Genomic DNA, 17284 nt, shown 5'->3' on the forward strand with positions numbered 1-17284 from the left:
TCCCCCGAAATCTCACCCTCACCTGCTACAATGCATCCCTTTCCCGCCTCCCTCGACTATACATTATATATAGGGGTTGTTGCTCCACGTAGGGATAAAAGTTGCGGACGAGTGGCAGATAAGTTTGGACTACGTACGTGGATCTAACATCTACGTACGTGGATATTGGGATTTACGCGCCTGGTCTTTAAGACCACGTACATAGACAGAGGAAAACTACTACATGATGGCGCTTTTTTCTTCACGAGAACGATGCTTTTCCCTCCGCTGGATAAGAGGAATACGCGCGATAAGGCGAAGGGCTTGCGTATCACTTCGGAGGGGCATATTGGGGAGTGGGGTGTGCGAACCTATATAGGTCGCTACTCCGACCAATATAGGTCGATACGACGACCAGTATAGCTCCGCGTCGTGACCTATATAGGTTCACCCGCTGACCAATATAGGTCGGTAGCAGCCCCTCTCGAGAAGGGGGTGTTAGAAGCCTATGGTCATGCTGCCGATTATTCTCATCTTTACGCTACCAAATCACGGTGAGGACTTCCGTCCCTATAAACTAAATAGTGAATAGACAATGATGAATAGCATACTATATAGAGTGCGACTTGTGGGGCTCTTCCTGCTTGCGGTGGGTGGGAGCTACGGCACGTCGCAGGCACAAGAGGATTATCGCATGTTCGAGGCTAAGACGCCTCAGTTAGACTCTGCCTATGCCAAGGGCGTGTCGGGGCATATAGCGGGAGAACTACGTCCGGGACTACTTGTGATGGCTGGTGGGTGTAACTTCCCCGACCGCCCAGCACGAAAGGGTGGAGCAAAGCGCTACTATTCAGAGATCTATATCGGCGAATATCTTGGCGCAGTGCATCATGCTTGTGAGACAAAGTCTTCGGAAGTAAATATATGGTGGTGGCTCATAGGGCATTTGCCCCAACCGACGGCCTATGCGGCCTTCCAGCAGTATGATGATCAGCTCATCGTCGCAGGTGGGCAGTCTGCTGAGGGAGACCTACGTGATGCCTATATCATTCAGCTGGGCAATCGCCATGGTATGACGATCACTCCGCTCCCCAGCTTGCCAGAGCCTCGTAGTGGGATGGCTTCAGCTCTCATAGAGAATGTGCTCTACCTCATCGGGGGCCGTGTGAATGGTAAGCTCTCCAATACCGTCCTGTCTCTTGACCTCAGCCGTCCGCAAAAGGAGTGGCGTGAGGAGACGCCTTATCCGCATAGCCCTTTCCTCAAGCTCGTAGCTATGACGAATCAGGATGAAAGCGACACTTCTTCCGGCGTCCCGTACTTAAGTGTTATGGGATCATTCACAGGTGTAGATGAGCCCGATCAACGAGTCCAGGCCGATGTCACCTATATGACTTATACACCTCAGCCGAAGCAGTGGCAGACTTACAAGATCGCACCCGATGACCCCATCGCTGCCCATGGCTTTGGGGGTGGCTATGCTTCGGGGGGCGAGGCCAGCTTCTCCGGTGGGGTGCGGGCTGATCTCTTTGTGACGGCACTCCAGCGAGAGAAGGATCTGAAGGATGCGAAAGCTAAGGGCAATCGTCGGCTGGTGAAGAAGCTACAGGCAGAGCAGCGTGCTTATCTCAGCCATGACCCTGCATGGTATGGTTTCTGTAGCGATTGGTACTCCTTCGATAAGTCGAGAGGGAGGGGGGAAGCGAAAAGCGGATTTCGCTTCGATGGCCGAGCAGATGCGGTCTATCTGGACAGGTCTTCTTCTATGATGGATGGTATGCTCATCGGAGGGGAGACGATGCCTGGTGTGCGTACTCCCAGTATCGTCATCTTTACGACAGCCTGCAATCCACGGAAATTTTATGTGACGACCGACCCGAATTACCAGCAGGGTGACTCGGGCTCTCCCAAATAATTAACGATCGCCTGTAAGAGAAAGTCGAGAGACGATAAATACACGTCCCCACCCGCAGCTGAGGCTGCGGGTGGGGACGTGTATTTATCGGTGAGGCCTATTCTTCGTATCTTTGCACGCCCTGAAGGGGCACGAGAATGACGTGCTCACAGGGACTTCCATAGAGTTTATTTCGCTGATGGTCCGTGGTATATGCACGCGACAGGATTAACCCTCATAAAAATTCGAACAGATGATATTTGAAACGCTATTTTTCATCACGCTGGTGGTCATCATCTGCCTGCTGACCATGCTGGCGAATAAGATCAAGATCGCTTACCCTATCTTGCTCGTTTTGGCCGGCTTGGCGTTGAGCTTGGTGCCTGGAATGCCACAAATAAAGGTGGAGCCCGAATGGATCTTTATTATCTTCCTTCCACCCTTACTCTTCGAAGCGGCCTATGGCGCTTCGTGGAAGGAGCTATGGAAGTGGCGACGCATTATCTTGAGCTTTGCATTCCTTGTCGTCTTCATCACGGCTTGTGTGGTGGCCCTTGTGGCGAACGCTATCTTGCCCGGCTTTTCTATTGCTTTAGGCTTCTTGCTCGGGGGGGTCGTCTCGCCTCCTGATGCTGTAAGCGCTCAGGCGATCATGCGCTTTGTGAAGGTGCCGAAGCGCTTTTCCTCCATATTGGAGGGGGAGAGCCTCTTCAATGATGCCAGCTCCTTGATCATCATGCGCGTGGCCCTCGTTGCCGTTGGTACGGGGCAGTTTGTCTGGTATCAAGCAGCTGGTAGCTTTGTGTGGATGCTCGTAGGGGGACTATTGGTCGGGCTCCTGGTAGCCTGGGTGATGATCAAGCTACATCACTACCTGCCTACCGATGAGAAGATCGATGTGGTCTTCACTCTGATATCTCCCTATATCATGTATCTCGCTGCCGAAGAGGTCGGGGCATCAGGAGTAATAGCCGTTGTATCTGGAGGCTTGTACTTGAGCAGCCGGAATATCCTCTTCATGGATAGTAGTTCTCGCTTGAGTGGATGGAACTTCTGGCATAACTTTGTCTTCCTGCTGAATGGTCTTGTCTTCCTACTTATCGGCCTGGACCTACCCGAGGTGGTCGCTGGTATGCGTGAAGGGGGGATGAACTTGTCCACGGCGACGTGGTATGGTCTCTTGATCTCGGCGGTGCTGATCTTCATCCGTATGGTATGCAGCTATGGTGCGGTCATGACCACGCTCTTTATGCGGAGGTTCATCAAGGTGGCTGACCCGAACTACTATGGCCTGCACGTTCCCTTCGTCTTGGGCTGGTCGGGCATGCGCGGTGTCGTGTCCTTGGCCGCCGCTCTCTCCATCCCGATGATGACTGAGGCGGGGGTGCCTTTCCCAGAGCGCTCGATGATCATCTATATCACCTTCGTAGTGATCCTGGTGACCCTGCTTCTACAAGGGCTCACCCTGCCTATCTTGATCGAGCGGATGAAGCTCCCTGCCTTCAATGATTACCTCCCCGAGCAAGAGACCGAGTCAATCATACGCAAAGGCCTTGCCGATGTCAGCTTACGCTATCTCCGAGAGAACGAGATGTGTGAGCTCATCAGCGATAGCCAGCACTTGCAGTCGATGGTCTCCCACTGGATGACGCAGCTGGAGGAGGAGGGGCAGACCCCGCTCTATGACGCGTCGAATGAGCTTTATTCGAATATCTTGGATCAGCAGCGCCTGTACCTCTATCACTTGAATAAGGAGCATGCTAATATCAAAGAGGATATCGTGAATCGCTTTATTCAAAGGATCGACCTGGAGCAGGAGCGCCTGAAGTACGAATAAGCTCTGAAAGCAATCGTCCCCACCCGCAGCCGAGGCTGCGGGTGGGGACGTATCGTTTCTTAGGGCTGACGCATCCATGTACAAGCCGTTTTTCTCCGAGGAGGTGGCGTGACGCAATTGGAGGCGAGAGTGAAAGTAATAGTAGTTCGCACTCAAACTAGTAGTTGTTTCGAGTGCGAGCGAGTAGTGGTTTGCATACGGACGAGTAGTGGTTTGCCCCCTCCACCAATAGTCGCCCGTATGCAGAGCAGTAGTCGTTTGCGAATCGACCTATCGTGTATCACTCACTGGGGGCTATAACTATGGAGCCACATCTCGTAAGGGGGCGATTATTCTTAGTAGCTTTGCATATCATCAAATCCTATAAACAACAAGTCTCATGAAAATCGAAATCGGAGAGTCCCTAGCCGTGAGCTACCTCAAGCACGTGAAGAGATGCGTGATCTATCAGACGAACTGGAAAGCCTCAAGTCTCTGGACGATCTCTAAAGAGGAGAAGAAGGAGCTTGAAGTTATCTTTGAAGCAGTAAGAAAGAGTGAAGAATTTAGAGATATATCGAAAAAGTCGGAGTTTAATCAGTTTTTAAGGCAGGCTGAAATAGATGCCTTAGGGATAGATCAAGCTGGTAAGGTGTATGCTATAGATATAGCTTTCCATGAGAAGGGACTTAGGTATGGTTCAACAGATGAAGAGGCTGCAGCCCGAGTGACGAAGAAGCTTGTTCGTTCTTATTTAGCAATGCGCGGCTATTTCCCAGGGAGAGAGTATGAAATCATCTTTGCGTCACCTAAAGTGGGTCCTACAAGGGATATAGTTATTGATAAGGCTGTCGAGAGCCTGTGCCGCATACTCGGAGATGTCAACAGGGAAAAGTTTAAGTATATCACCAACGATGCCTTCAGAGATGATATTCTTAGGGAGACACTCAGGGTTACTAAAGATGATGCAGATACGAATGAATTATTTTTGCGATCGTATAAGCTGCTTAGATTATATTGCCCTGAGTTGAAGGCTATGTTTGAATCGAAAGAATAGAAAGTAGCTTCTGCTCCCAGCTCGAAGAGTAAGGTAGAATAATAGATCGTCCCCACCCGTAGCTGAGGCTGCGGGTGGGGACGATGCTTTTATAGCGGCTTATGGGGGAGCGTCTTAGCCCAAGCTGTAGGTGTGGACGCTCACGCCTTGAGCCGAAGGGAGGTAGTTGATACCCCACCAGCACATCTGTAGGAGGATGAACGAGATGAAGAGCCCCCAGAGCGCTGCACGGCGGTAGCGGTCCGAACGGATGCGCACGTGGATATAAGCCAGATAGGCGAACCATGTGGCAGCAGCCCAAGTCTCCTTGGGGTCCCACGCCCAGTAGTGCCCCCAAGCTTCCTTTGCCCAGAGCGCCCCGAAGAGAATACCGACAGTCATGAACGCCCAGCCGACCTGCACGAGGTTGTCGCAGATATCCATCTCATGCTCATTGATGGGCGACTTCTTGAACCACAGTAGGTAGGCCGACATCAGTGCAGCGGCACCCAGCACGGCGTAGGCGAACATATAGACGATGACATGCGGAGCGAACCAAGGGCTTTGCAGCGCTGGCATGAGCGTCTTGTTGTGGATGTCGGGGTTGACGATATTGACCGTGGTGAAGACGCCTGCCAGGACGGTGCTGAAAGCGAGGATCCAAGGGTAGCGCCAGCGTGAATAGACGATCAGCCCCGCCGTGGGGAGGAAGAAGGCGTACCACAGGCGGGTCTCACCCATCGTGCGAAGGGGCGGACGCTCCAGCGACATCCACAGTCCGAGGATGAAGGCGAAGTAAACGAGCAGCCCTGCAGCGGTGAGAAGATAGGTCGGTAGCGGACGCTTTTTCCAAGCCGTCCAAGCACCACCCGCCCACAGAAGGAGAGCAGGGATAGCGAAGAATATGAAGGAATCCCAAGTCATAAGGATAGAGTTGATAGGGTTGGGGTGAAGAAGCAGAAGGGGTAGGGTAGCTTGTCCGTGAGCCATTGGAGCGGTGTGTGCTTGGGGAGCAGGACTTTCCCTACACTCAGATCGCCTTGCTTAGCGGCGGCGCTTCTGTGCTGTGATGAAGGTGAGGATAGCGCCAGCCAAGAGTAGGTAGATACCCACATAGACGGCGGGGAGCCAAGGGTCCTTGACGAGCTCGAAGGTGCTGGTCTCGCTCCAGCGACCCATCGCTTCATCATAGCTGAGCTGATAGATCTTCCATCCGTCGACCGTCACGGGCTTGTTGACCTCGACGGTGGCGACGATGTTCTTCTGCGTCTGCGTATAGATATGGATACGTGAGGCGTAGCGCTCGGGTTCGCGGCGTGCCATCACGAGGCTCAGGTCCTTCGTGAGCTTCAGCTCTTGGAAGGGGAAGAGGTAGCTACCGCAGGTGACCCATCCGATGATGGGCTTGCCCACTTCCTTGCCATTCTTCATCGGTTGGGCTTCGACGAGGAGTGCCGTCACAGCGCCCGATGAGCCCCACTCCACGTACTTCGTCGTGTCGTCCGCCATGACGGGAGCTGCGAGGGGATAGTTCTTGCGTACACGGATGCGCCACTGCGACAGCATGCCTTCCTGGAAGTGCTTATCGATAAGGACGATCTGTGGGTTCTTCTCTGGTATGGACTTCCCTGTCTTACTATTGATGAGGAGGAGCTTGGGAGGGTATTCGTCGATGGTGAACTTCTCTAGCTGGATGGCCAGCGGGAGCTCCATGAAGCCCTGATCGTGGGTGGCGCGCCACTCGGGCATGTCGGTGGTGGCCTTGAGCTTCACACGCTCCATATCGGCGCTGCCGAGCGTCGCAGAGACGATGGCGATGAAGAGGCCGATGTGGGAGAGCAGCGAGGGTACCTCTCTCAGGCGGAAGTGTAAGATCTGTCGTATTGCGATGAGCCCCACGATGCCAGCGAGGCGGGCATAGATGAGCACGAAGGGCCAGAAGGACAGCATTCGTGTGAGACCAATGGGGTCGATGGCTCGCTCGTGGGGGGCTATCTGACGGGTGAGCCCCATGGCTACGGTGAGTATAGCTGCGTAGATGAGTGTGGGGACAGCCGCCTCGACAGTGAAGAGGAAGGAGAAGAGGCGGACCCGATGACGTAGCGCGTAGATGATGATGAGCAAGAGGAGGTAGAGAGCAAGGACGATGGCATTCAGCGGGAAGGCGAAGGCTGACCAGTCAATCGGGCCTGCCGTGTACTGCAGCAGTAGCCCAACGAGGATCAAGCCTGCACCAGTGACGAAGCCTTCTCTCATTTTCCAGAGTGCGTTGAACATAGACGGAGAAGCGGTTGGGGTTGTATCGAAAGCGCGGCGGCAGACGATGAGGTCTGTCGCCGCGCTGAAGTCAAGAGGATATTCAGATGATGTGTGTCAGGGCAACAGGCTCGGCTTAGAGCTCGATGAGCTTGCCTTGCGCCTTAGCCGACTGCACCCACTTAGGTACGACGGTCTTCATGAACTCTGCCTTATCAGCCTGGAGCTTCTTGCCGTCGACGCCGATATAAGCCCAAGCCTTTTCCTTCGTGGAGATGTCAGGCATGGGGACGTCACCAGAGAAGCCGTGGCGTGCCAGTACCTTGGCGATGGCAAGGCGAGCTTCCTGAGCATAGCCGAGGCTCTGACCGAGGATACGTGTCACTTCCTGTGGCGCGTGGAAGGAAGCACCGTGGCTGGCGACAGCGAAGTCCCAGCGCCACTGGCTCTTGCGGATGGACTGCAGGGCAGACTTCATCTCTAGTTTGTCCAAGGATCCGGAGATGTACAAAAATCAACTATATGATGTTAGTAAGCTAGGAAGCAAAAAGCTTCAGATGTGCAAGACAATAGGGGCTATGTTATCTTTCTCTATAGTACCTTTTTATGGTCTTGTAGTTGTGATCGTCTTATACTTGACTGGAGGCTTCAAATTATAGGCGTGCTGCGAATAGCCTTACTCAAGGCTACCATGCCTGCACCATAGCCGAAGCGACATCGTCTCTTCGGCTATGTTGCTTTTGGGGGAGGATGGAGGAGGTGGCGCCTGTCCGTAAGAAAAGCTATCTCGGTGTACAGGCAAGTAAAAGCACCTATAAGTCAAACATCTTTGGGGCTTTCTTTATGGCCAACTTCCCTTAGGTCGAAATCCATCTCTATAGGGAGGGTGGTGTGAACCTATATTGGTCGGTGGGCTGCCCTATATGAGTATGTGGTTAGAGCTATATAGGATAGCGCAGAAAGCTATATAGCTTTGGACTGATTCCTATATAGCATTGTGAAGTGACCTCTATTAGGTTGTTGCTCTACGTAGGGATAAAAGTTGTTGACGAGTGGCAGATAAGTTTGGACTACGTACGTGGCTCTAATATCTACGTACGTGGATATTTGGATTTACGTGCCTGGTCTTTAAGACTACGTGCATAGACAGAGGAAAACCACTACGTGAAGGTGCTTTTCCCTTCACGAGAAGGACACTTTTCCTTCCGCTGGATAAGGAGAAATACTCGCGACAAGGCGAAGGGCTTGTATATCACTTCGGAGAGATATATGGGGGAGCTGGGCGTGCGATGCCTTAGCACTCTAAATAGAGGGCGGGACTCTCGGCAACAGTCTCTATATAGGTTCATGCCTCCCCCTCATACAGGAGGGCTATGTCTCTTCGTATACCATATATTATCGTACCTTTACCCAGAGCAAAACACATAGTTATGAAACTCAGATACACTACATTCATCTTTGGCCTAATCGCCCTCGTTGTCGTTGGCTTCCTCACGGGATGCGTAACGCTACGCCCTGCTACTGTCCATGTGAATAAGGATCTTCGGGCATATACCCATGTCTATGTCTCAGAGACACAAGCGATATATAGCACCTCGGTGAGTCACAGAGGTGATGGCCCCACGTCTTATTCTGTGTCAGTCAATCCCCGCGATGTGCTGGTCGGGATCTTCGCTAAGAACGGTTTTATCGTCTTACCCCGCTTGGATGATCGATTGAAATCCAAGACCCTTTTGGTGAGCTATGGCAAAAGCGGACGCCGCCGTGTCTTGTTAGGAGCCTATGCGAAAGAGATAACTATCCAGTTGGTGTCGGCTGAGACGGGCGAGCTGGTGGCTACTGCGACGGCTGAGGGGCGTGATGGTACGGAAGCTGAAGAGATTGAGCAGGCCATCACGAGAGCTTTGGATGCACTATTCAAATAGCCCAGCTGTAATAAGGCCTTCGGGCCTCTTGGCCTAATAAAAAGCGAATCGCTGCAGGAGTATTTCCTGCAGCGATTCGCTTTTTGTGGGGTGGGCCGTCGTGACTACTTGAGGCGGGCGGCGATCTTGTCGCCGAGGACGCTCGCCGTGTTAAAGATGAAGTAGCGCAGGCCGATCTCGTGAGGTAGCCCGGTCTTCGCCCGATAGGTCTGGAAGATGTGTGGGCTGATCTCCTTGCCTAATGCCTTCTCTGGCACTAATTCCGGATAGTTGATGCTCATCGCTCCTGTTTAACTTTATCGACGCCAGCCAAATCACTGCTCATCGGCGCCTCTGCAAAGGGAGTGAAAAGGGGAGGGAGTGCGGGGAAAGCCTCAGGGAGGGTGTCACGCTCCCTGAGTAGACTCTCTGCCCTATGATGACTTTGATGACAGAAGCATCCTGTACAGATAGCTGAGTAATCCTACCTACCTCTGATGTGCAGGCCATCCTGTCTCATTGATCGTGTGGGGGGGGCTCCTTTGGCTTGGAGGAAACTTGACTACCTTTGGAGCGGTGACGTTTTTGCATCTCCATAGATTTACTAAAGGTTTTACATCTAAATTCGCTCAAATGACAAAGCTTTATTATACCCTGCTGGTACTCCTCCTCTCTGTGACCACGCTCCTCGCACAGCAAGGGACGGTCGAGGGGAGAGTCTATAGTATGAAGAGCAATAATCCATTAGAGCTCGCTACCGTACGAGTGCAGGGGAGCAACCTTAACGCACGGACCGATAGCGTAGGGCGCTTTGCCATCTCTGGCGTGAATCCTGGCTTCATTCGCCTCATCGTCACGATGCTCGGCTATGAGACGACTACCTCTGCCGAAGTGCAAGTGGTGGGCAATCAGGCGAGCTTCATCGACATCGCTCTTGAGGAAGAATCCACGAACTTAGCAGAGGTCGTTGTCCGACCTAGAGTTCGATTCAAACGTGCCGAGAGCCCGCTCTCCATACAGACGCTGGGCCTCAAGCAGATCGAGAAGAGTGCCGGAGCGAATAGAGATATCTCCAAGCTCGTACAGCGGCTGCCAGGTGTAGGAGCGACAGACCCCAATCGCAATGACCTCATCGTGCGTGGTGGGGGCCCCTCGGAGAATGTCTTCTATCTCGATGACATAGAGATCCCCGTGATCAATCACTTCGCGACCCAAGGTGCTTCGGGGGGGAGCGTGGGGATGATCAACCCCGACTTTGTCCGAGAGATAGATTTCTACACTGGTGCTTTCCCCGCAAGCCGAAGCAATGCCCTCAGCTCCGTCATGGAGATCAAGCAGCGTGACGGCGATGCTGATCGTATGCACGTCAAGGCTTCCGTGGGAGCTTCGGATGCCGCGCTGACCATAGAGGGGCCTCTGGGGGGTAAGTCCACGTTCATCGCCTCGGCCCGCCAGTCGTATCTGCAGTGGCTCTTCAAGGCGATCAAGCTCCCCTTCCTCCCCACCTACAATGACTTCCAAGTCAAGTACAAGTACCGCTTCGATGCGCACAACGAGCTCTCCGTCGTAGGCATTGGGGCGATAGACAATATGCGTCTGAATACTCAGCTACAGACCACAGGCACGGAAGCGCAGCGCTACATCCTGGGCTATCTCCCCGAGTACAAGCAGTGGAACTACACAGTAGGTGCCGTCTACAAGCACTACGGAGAGGGGCACATAGACAACTGGATCCTGAGTCGCAATATGCTACGCAATAGCAGCGTGAAGCATCAAAACAATGACCCCGCCCTCCCCAAACTCTCCGAATATGAGTCCGATGAGACGGAGAATAAACTGCGCTATGAGCGAGTGTACACGACGCTTCCCATCAAGCTCAGCTTCGGTGCAGGTCTACGCTATGCGAGCTATACTAATCGTAGCGAGCGACTCGCCTATCAGTCGGGGCAAGTAGTCTCACTCTCCTACGACGCACAGATCAAGCTATTGGCTTACTCGGTCTTCGCTCAGGCTTCAGACGAATACCTAGATAAGAGGCTCAAGCTCTCCCTCGGACTCAATCTCGTGGGTAATACGCTCAACCCAACCATGAGCAACCCCTTCCCCCAGCTATCTCCCAGACTTTCGGCTTCGTTTGCTCTCTCGGACGACATCGATCTGAATGCTAACCTCGGGCGCTTTGCTATGCAACCCTCCTACACGAGCATGGGCTACCGAGCCTCAGATGGGAGCTATGCTAATAAGGAGCGCCTACGCTATATCATGTCGAACCAAGCCGTACTTGGGGCGGAGTACCACCCTGGGGATCATCTACGCTTCTCGGCCGAAGGCTTCTACAAGTCCTACAGTGCCTATCCTATCTCTGAGGCCGAAGGTGTAAGCCTTGCGAGTAAGGGGACTGAGTTTGGGCAGGTAGGTGCCGAGGCGGTGCTATCTACTGGTCTGGGTCGTGCCTATGGGGTCGAAGTAGTCGCTCGCCTCTTACCGTGGAATGAGTTCTCTGCGACAGCCACCTACACGCTATTTAGGAGCGAGTTCACCGATAAGTCGGGTGTCTACCGCCCTTCGTCTTGGGATACGGGCCAGATGATCAACCTGCTCGCCAGCTATCGTTTGGGTAAGAGCTGGTATCTCTCCGCCTCTTGGCGCTATATTGGCGGAGCACCCTACACTCCGATAGATATGGAGCTCTCTACGAATAAGGCAGCTTGGGCAGTCACTAATCGAGCCTATCCCGACTACGCACGATTCAATACACTGAGACTTCCCGCTAAACACCAGCTCGACTTGCGCTTAGATAAGGAGTTTTACTTCAAGCACTGGATGCTGAACCTCTACTTAGATGTACAAAATGCCTATCTAAGTAGCTCTGTTAACGCCCCGATCTACACGAACCGAGATGCCTCGGGGCAGGTCATGGATGATCCTACCGATCCCCAGCGTCAGCAGCTACGCCAGCTTGACTACTACAGTAGGCTCATCCTCCCGACGCTCGGACTGATCGTTAAGCTCTAGCTAAGTATCTTGCCCCTTTTTCCCCAGCTCAACACACTAGAGCTGCAGGAAGGGGGCGTACTCGGATTTAGAGAGCTATGAGGAAGGCTATCAGGATGGTTGTCGTAAGGCTCTTATGAGCTTGAGGGGAATGATGATGAATGATAGAAGAGCTTCTTTGGGTAGTAAGGTTGGTTAGAATGATATTTTCCGCAGGGGGATATAGCAAAAGGGTGCAAATTACTAGTGATTTGCACCCTTTATTTTTCAGCGGAGAGATCGTGAGAGTCTTTGAAGGTGGGCATCGTTGGCTACTTGAGGCGGGCGGCTATCTTGTCGCTGAGGATACAGATAGTGTATGCCAGAGGAAGAAATATTCTCTGTTTAATTATTGTACCTTTATTCAGAGAAAAACTTATCGTTTATGAAGAGCAGATACAATAGATTCTTTATCGGGGCAATCGTCCTCGTTGTCGTTGGCTTCCTCACGGGCTGTGCAATGCCACGTGTCCCGACTGTCCAGGTGAATAAGGACCTTCGGGCCTACAGCTACGTCTACATCCCAGCGACCCAACCAGTACAGGAGACTTCGGAGCAAAAGACCGAGTCGGTCAATCCCCGCGATCTGATAGCTGGCGCCTTTGCCAAGAAAGGCTTCATTATCCTGCCCAGCGTGGATGAGCGCTTTAGAGCCAAGACCCTGATGGTGGGCTATGGTCAAGATCGAGGGCGCAGCGTCACGTTGAGAGAGGTGACCATCCAGGTGGTGTCGGCTGAGACGGGCGAATTGGTAGCGACTGTGACCTCTGAGGGGTTGGGCGTTACAGAGGTTGATAGGGTTGAGTATGCCATCACGAGAGCCTTGGAGGCGCTGCTCAAATAGTCCAGCTGTAATAAGGCCTTCGGGCCTCCCGATCAAATAAAAAGCGAATCGCTGCAGGAGCATATCCTACAGCGATTCGCTTTTTGTGAGGGGGAGGGCGTTGGCTACTTGAAGCGTGCGGCGATCTTATCGCCGAGGACGCTCGCCGTATCAAAGATGGAGTAGCGCAGGCCGATCTCTTGAGGCAGCCCGGTCTTCGCCCGAAAGGTCAGGAAGATGTGTCGGCTGATCTCCTTGCCCAATGCCTTCTCCGGCACTAATTCCTGATAATTGATGCTCATCGGCGCCTCTGCGAAGGTAGTGAAAAGGGGAGGGAATGCGGGGGAAGGGCTTTCCGGCTCTCGAGATACTCTCTTATGAAGGCATGCCGATCCAGCGGTGATACAGAGACCTTGGTCTTATCGTTGGTGAAAGGCTCTTTGGGCAATGTAGTATAGCTCCTTGAAGAGGCTAGGGACCTCCTGAGTCCAAATGGCTTCATCATACACCCACGCGAAGGGTGCGCTGTAGCTCTCCCATATGAGTCTTGCTTGCTGATCCACGGCTTTAATGAGGGGACGAATACCGAGTACTTCGCCAGCACGATCCATCATGAGATGCCAGTTCACTCCCGTGTTTCCGTCAGTCTGGGTAGATCTCTCGTCTGAGAGGAAGCATACGAAGTCACTGGTGTCAAAGGGGAATAGCGTATGGCAGGTGGCTAGATCGTAAACGTCGTGAGCCAATACGTCTGGTAGCTGTTCGTCGCTGTAGCCGAAGGTGGATATATATAAGGCTCCACGTAAGATGCCTGCTAGGTTTCTGCAGACGGGTGCAAAGGCATACTTCGAGACCTGAGTAGTTAAGGCTGCATTCCGGATGAAACTAATGGCGCTGTCGATCTCACTGCGTCGAGCCTTTATGTAGGTTATCTGCTTCGATCGCCAGCCGGGTAGTAGGGTTATGGATTGCTCTATAGCTCTCAAGTGTTTGTCCCTGCGGTCTGTCGGTGTGCCGGTCAGCTCTGCGACTCGTATCACCGCCTGCCTCCAAAACGGGATTAGGGTGCTTACCCAAGCATGATGTAGCTTAAATAGCTCATTGGGATCTTCTTTCTTGAGAGCATCTCTCACTTCTGTAATCGTCATTGTATTTGCCTTGGGATCTTGATCTTGCGGTACAAAGATAGGGCAGGGAGATCAAATCGCATGCTAACCTAGAGCCAAGGCATGGCGGGCTTGGTGTGCGCCTTGGATCTGATCGAGGGGTGTCGGAGTATGGGATCAGCGAGCTCGTATCTCAAGGCTGATGGTCGGTTGTTGCTCCAGAGAGCTGAGGTCGATGAGGAGCTGCAGTATGGATGCTGTTAGGGGGGCATGTGCATGGATAAGAGGTTTGTGTCGCGGTTTGGGTTGTTTATTTTTCTTAAATTTGCATTCGAAAAGAAGCAAATCCGATACCTCTGGTCTTATGTAGATAGGCTGGGAGGTGTTTTTGCACCTGCTTCAATGGAGAATAGAGCTTGTCTTGTGATGGGTCTGTCTACTCGCTGGTTTACTCCTTCTGTCTAGCTAATATATAGACTTGGGAGTCCTGGGAGGTTTGGAGAGGATGCTGGGTTTGCAAAGTGTTTATCAATAATAATTATTAGAGAATGAAAAAACTGTTTAAGCTGTTGGCTGTTGCGGGGATCTTCGCCTCCTGCTCGAAGGAGACGCCCGTTGTGCCAACTGGACCCAAGGCGCAGGATCAAGAAGCGCCTATCACCCTGTCTGACGGAGGAGCCGACGGGGAGGAAGGTATTCGTCTAAGCCTCCGCTTGGATGTTGAGAATTTTGAAGAAGTGGCTGGTGGCTTTGATGCTACTCAGCAGGCGAGAGCCGTTTTCCCTACCATCAATACTGGTGCTGCGGATAAGAAGCTGATCGACCTTCGTGCCTATGTCGATGGAGTGGGCCCGGCCAAGGATCGCCTTATGGGTATGATTTACATCTATGATAGAAAGGAGAATAAGCATATTCCCTTCAATGCCCCCTTCCGTGTCTATAACGATGGTAAAAGCATCGGTTACGATGGTCTAGTGTCTGGCTTTGATGCAAACGGGGACTATAAGAAATACTTTGCTGCCATGGTGAAGAGGAAGATGCAAGACTGCTATGTCTCGGTTATCATCGGTAATGATCCTTGGAGCCTAAACTTCACCAACAAGGGTCCTCACATCATTTCGAGTTGGGACGATGGCGTGACGCTCCCTGGGAACTTCGTGATGCTTAAAAGTGAGGCTAACCCACTTTGGTGGCGCGATAATAAGAACGGGAAGGTTCATGAGATCAGCACTTTGAACAATACTCGCATGAAGCTTAGGATGATGGGCTATCTCATGATGCTTCGTATCCGCAATACCTTCCCTCAGTATGTCGAGAGGACTAATCGTGGGAAGCGCGAGCGTGCTCTTCGTCCGCCTATGTGGACCTACTTAGATCTGTCGCCTACGCTCTCTGCGGCTCAGGAACAGCAGCTCTCCTACGATAACAATAGTGGGACCAGATTCTATATGGCGCCCAAGGTTGTCGATGAAACTCACTTCACTGGGATGCATAAGTGGGGGGGTAAATACGCCTTCATGCGGTATAAGCAGTTTGTTATGGTTCCTGTCTCGACTACTCCTGCAGGTGAACTGCCTGCTAAGGGCGATTACGTAGTAGCTATGTACTTCCCTCAAGCCGATGACTATGGTTCGGTCGGTATCAGACAAGCTTATCCCTTCTTCTATGATGGATCTGTACACTCGCTGGCTCCTGGCAGTGGCTATCAGACGCTCGGAAATTTTAATGATAAGCTTGTGAAGTCCAAGCCTTCGGATAAAAACCCTAGGATATCGTATCAGAAGGCCCTCAATAACAAGGTCTACTATCCAATCATTGAAATAAGCCCTAAGTCTGTGAGTAGTCCAGGACCAGTAGCGGGTGGTTGGACCACGGCCCAGTACAAGGACTTTATTGACAATCAGCTTAAGTGGGAGCCTATTCCTTAATGATCACAACGAAAGACTAGAAACTAAGATGAATAAGATATATAAGGAATCCTATCAGGCTCCTGAAGCTAAGACCTTCGTGCTTCCACAGTCTCTCCACCTGCTCGTAGGGTTCTCTTTCGACGGAGATATCCAGGATCCAGACTTCGATGATAACTGGGGTAAGCCTGGTAAGCGTGGTGGGGCTAATACCCTCTAGTAGCTTCCACGCGAAGTCACTATACCCCTAACTCTAGGGGAATACAACAAGCGCCTCACGCTCCATGCAAGTCTTAGGCTTGTCAGAGCGTGAGGCGCTCTCCTTTTATCTCTATAGTATTAGAAGCCGAGATCCTCACACTACGGAGGGTCTCGGCTCTGCTCTTTCTTGAGGGGAGGAGGTAGCGTTTCCCTTCCCTTGCCTTGGTGGGTAGAAAAAGAACCCTACGGTGGGTTTTTTGGCGATCCACTGTCGGTCCCAAAATGGGGCTTCCGAGATGCCCTCTACAAGTAGGCTGGAGAGGGGTGAGAAAATGCTCAGGGAGGTGTGTCGGGAATTGGCGTGGAGGACAGAGGATTTCCTTGGCGAATGGGGTGGGGAGGTGTTTAGGCGGCTGCGTCGGAAATTGGTGTGGAGGGCGATGGTACCCGTCAGCTCGGTGTAGAGTAGCTCGTATTCACGACTTCTGTCGAAGTCATCGTGGAGCTCGTACCCTGAGAAGACCGCTTAGATGGACTTGTTGCCCAGGAGGATGGGAGCGAGCCTATGGGGAAGGGGCTCGGGAAGCTCTTCGGAGAACTCCTCCATTAGGATGGAGACGAGGGTGTCATACTTGGAGCAGTGGAGTCCCTGATAGAGGACTTCACTGGCCATTGCCTCCGCTTCGAGGTGCGAGAAGCCCTGGGCTACGCTATCGCAGTAGGAGGAGAGGGCTAGGTCTACACGAGCTCCGATGAAGGCGCTGTCGGTCCTTAGCTCGGGATGATGGTCTCTGAGGTAGCCTTCCAGCTTGAGTCGGGAGTAGGAAAGCTCTTTCTTAGTCTGGTTCATACACACAGAGCCACGGTCGTGAGGTATAGCTCGAAGTCCTGGATGATGGCAGGCGTGAATTCCATCAGCCCAATGTCCTTACGCTTATACCTGTGTACTAGAAACTCGAAGAAGTGCTTACGCAAGACGCTGTACTTCTGCAAGCTCTCCTTGCTGATAGTGTGCCCCACGCGCTGACGGATGTCATCGATGAACTTGTCAAAGACAGGGAGAAAGGTGCTGAACTCCTGGATTTGCCCGAGGTAGGCGGAGCGGAGCTTGTCGAGCGAGATCGTTTGGTCGTCTTGGTACTTGTGGTAGAGGGAGTGGAGGCTGGTGGAGATGGCATCTAGGTTAGCATTAACAGCTAGGGCTTCTGAGGAGCGTCCCTTCTGCCGGCTGGTTCTGCTGTTCCACTGTGCCTTGTCTACGAAGATCTTCGTGGAGCCAAGATTGCTCATTGCTCCCGAGAGGAAGATACGTAGCATGACGGGCGACTT

13 protein-coding genes and 3 pseudogenes are annotated in these 17284 nt (G+C 52.5%); 8 read left to right on the top strand and 8 right to left on the bottom strand.

Annotated features, from left to right (window positions below; all coding sequences use genetic code 11):
- The first annotated feature begins 574 nt into the window (after positions 1–574).
- The 3 genes from HMPREF1323_RS08715 to HMPREF1323_RS08725 all read left to right on the top strand — a co-directional run bounded on the left by HMPREF1323_RS08715 (position 575) and on the right by HMPREF1323_RS08725 (position 4746).
- Entirely contained in the window at positions 575–1894 is a 1320-nt protein-coding gene (locus HMPREF1323_RS08715; RefSeq protein ID WP_009433744.1) for a kelch repeat protein, read from the top strand.
- 232 nt (positions 1895–2126) lie between these two features.
- On the top strand, positions 2127–3710 hold the full coding sequence (locus HMPREF1323_RS08720; protein WP_009433800.1) for a Na+/H+ antiporter: 1584 nt from the start codon (positions 2127–2129) through the stop codon (positions 3708–3710).
- A gap of 379 nt (positions 3711–4089) precedes the next feature.
- Entirely contained in the window at positions 4090–4746 is a 657-nt protein-coding gene (locus HMPREF1323_RS08725; RefSeq protein ID WP_052312372.1) for a hypothetical protein, read from the top strand.
- Positions 4747–4860: 114 nt separating this feature from the next.
- On the opposite strand, the gene ccsA is transcribed toward HMPREF1323_RS08725, so the two are convergent.
- The 3 genes and pseudogenes from ccsA to HMPREF1323_RS08740 form a co-directional block, all read right to left on the bottom strand.
- A complete protein-coding gene (ccsA, locus tag HMPREF1323_RS08730) occupies positions 4861–5649 on the bottom strand; it encodes a cytochrome c biogenesis protein CcsA (protein WP_044124296.1) in 789 nt (262 codons plus the stop codon).
- A 120-nt stretch (positions 5650–5769) separates the two neighbouring features.
- The gene (locus HMPREF1323_RS08735) at positions 5770–6981 is read right to left on the bottom strand and encodes a cytochrome c biogenesis protein ResB (protein ID WP_009433753.1); all 1212 of its coding nucleotides are present in this window, start codon (positions 6979–6981) and stop codon (positions 5770–5772) included.
- A gap of 136 nt (positions 6982–7117) precedes the next feature.
- Positions 7118–7462 (bottom strand): annotated as a pseudogene (locus HMPREF1323_RS08740) (ammonia-forming cytochrome c nitrite reductase subunit c552); the annotation flags it as partial.
- Positions 7463–8411: 949 nt separating this feature from the next.
- Between HMPREF1323_RS08740 and HMPREF1323_RS08745 the strand changes: the two are divergent.
- Positions 8412–8906: a DUF4136 domain-containing protein gene (locus HMPREF1323_RS08745; RefSeq protein WP_044124282.1), complete on the top strand. Its 495-nt coding sequence runs from the start codon at positions 8412–8414 to the stop codon at positions 8904–8906.
- A gap of 104 nt (positions 8907–9010) precedes the next feature.
- Here the strand turns inward: HMPREF1323_RS08745 and HMPREF1323_RS09265 are convergent, their stop codons facing one another.
- Entirely contained in the window at positions 9011–9187 is a 177-nt protein-coding gene (locus HMPREF1323_RS09265) for a hypothetical protein (protein WP_198004384.1), read from the bottom strand.
- A 331-nt stretch (positions 9188–9518) separates the two neighbouring features.
- On the opposite strand from HMPREF1323_RS09265, the gene HMPREF1323_RS08750 reads away from it, so the two are divergent.
- On the top strand, positions 9519–11900 hold the full coding sequence (locus tag HMPREF1323_RS08750; protein ID WP_009433755.1) for a TonB-dependent receptor: 2382 nt from the start codon (positions 9519–9521) through the stop codon (positions 11898–11900).
- 403 nt (positions 11901–12303) lie between these two features.
- Positions 12304–12762: a putative lipoprotein gene (locus HMPREF1323_RS08755; protein WP_009433779.1), complete on the top strand. Its 459-nt coding sequence runs from the start codon at positions 12304–12306 to the stop codon at positions 12760–12762.
- A gap of 104 nt (positions 12763–12866) precedes the next feature.
- Here HMPREF1323_RS08755 and HMPREF1323_RS09210 read toward each other — a convergent pair whose 3' ends face one another.
- Positions 12867–13043: a hypothetical protein gene (locus tag HMPREF1323_RS09210; protein ID WP_009433782.1), complete on the bottom strand. Its 177-nt coding sequence runs from the start codon at positions 13041–13043 to the stop codon at positions 12867–12869.
- A 117-nt stretch (positions 13044–13160) separates the two neighbouring features.
- Positions 13161–13889 (bottom strand): hypothetical protein, encoded by a 729-nt coding sequence (locus HMPREF1323_RS08760; RefSeq protein WP_009433788.1) that lies wholly within the window; start codon positions 13887–13889, stop codon positions 13161–13163.
- A 506-nt stretch (positions 13890–14395) separates the two neighbouring features.
- Here HMPREF1323_RS08760 and HMPREF1323_RS08765 point away from each other — a divergent pair.
- The gene (locus HMPREF1323_RS08765; RefSeq protein WP_009433780.1) at positions 14396–15775 is read left to right on the top strand and encodes a hypothetical protein; all 1380 of its coding nucleotides are present in this window, start codon (positions 14396–14398) and stop codon (positions 15773–15775) included.
- 28 nt (positions 15776–15803) lie between these two features.
- A complete protein-coding gene (locus HMPREF1323_RS09215; RefSeq protein WP_156795246.1) occupies positions 15804–15974 on the top strand; it encodes a hypothetical protein in 171 nt (56 codons plus the stop codon).
- Between the two features lie 414 nt (positions 15975–16388).
- Here HMPREF1323_RS09215 and HMPREF1323_RS08770 read toward each other — a convergent pair.
- Both HMPREF1323_RS08770 and HMPREF1323_RS08775 read right to left on the bottom strand, forming a co-directional pair.
- Positions 16389–16805 (bottom strand): annotated as a pseudogene (locus HMPREF1323_RS08770) (DUF1896 domain-containing protein); the annotation flags it as partial.
- Positions 16806–16807: 2 nt separating this feature from the next.
- Positions 16808–17284 (bottom strand): annotated as a pseudogene (locus HMPREF1323_RS08775) (phage integrase SAM-like domain-containing protein); the annotation flags it as partial.

The sequence above is a fragment of the Porphyromonas sp. oral taxon 279 str. F0450 genome (genome assembly GCF_000292995.1).
Classification (GTDB): domain Bacteria; phylum Bacteroidota; class Bacteroidia; order Bacteroidales; family Porphyromonadaceae; genus Porphyromonas; species Porphyromonas pasteri.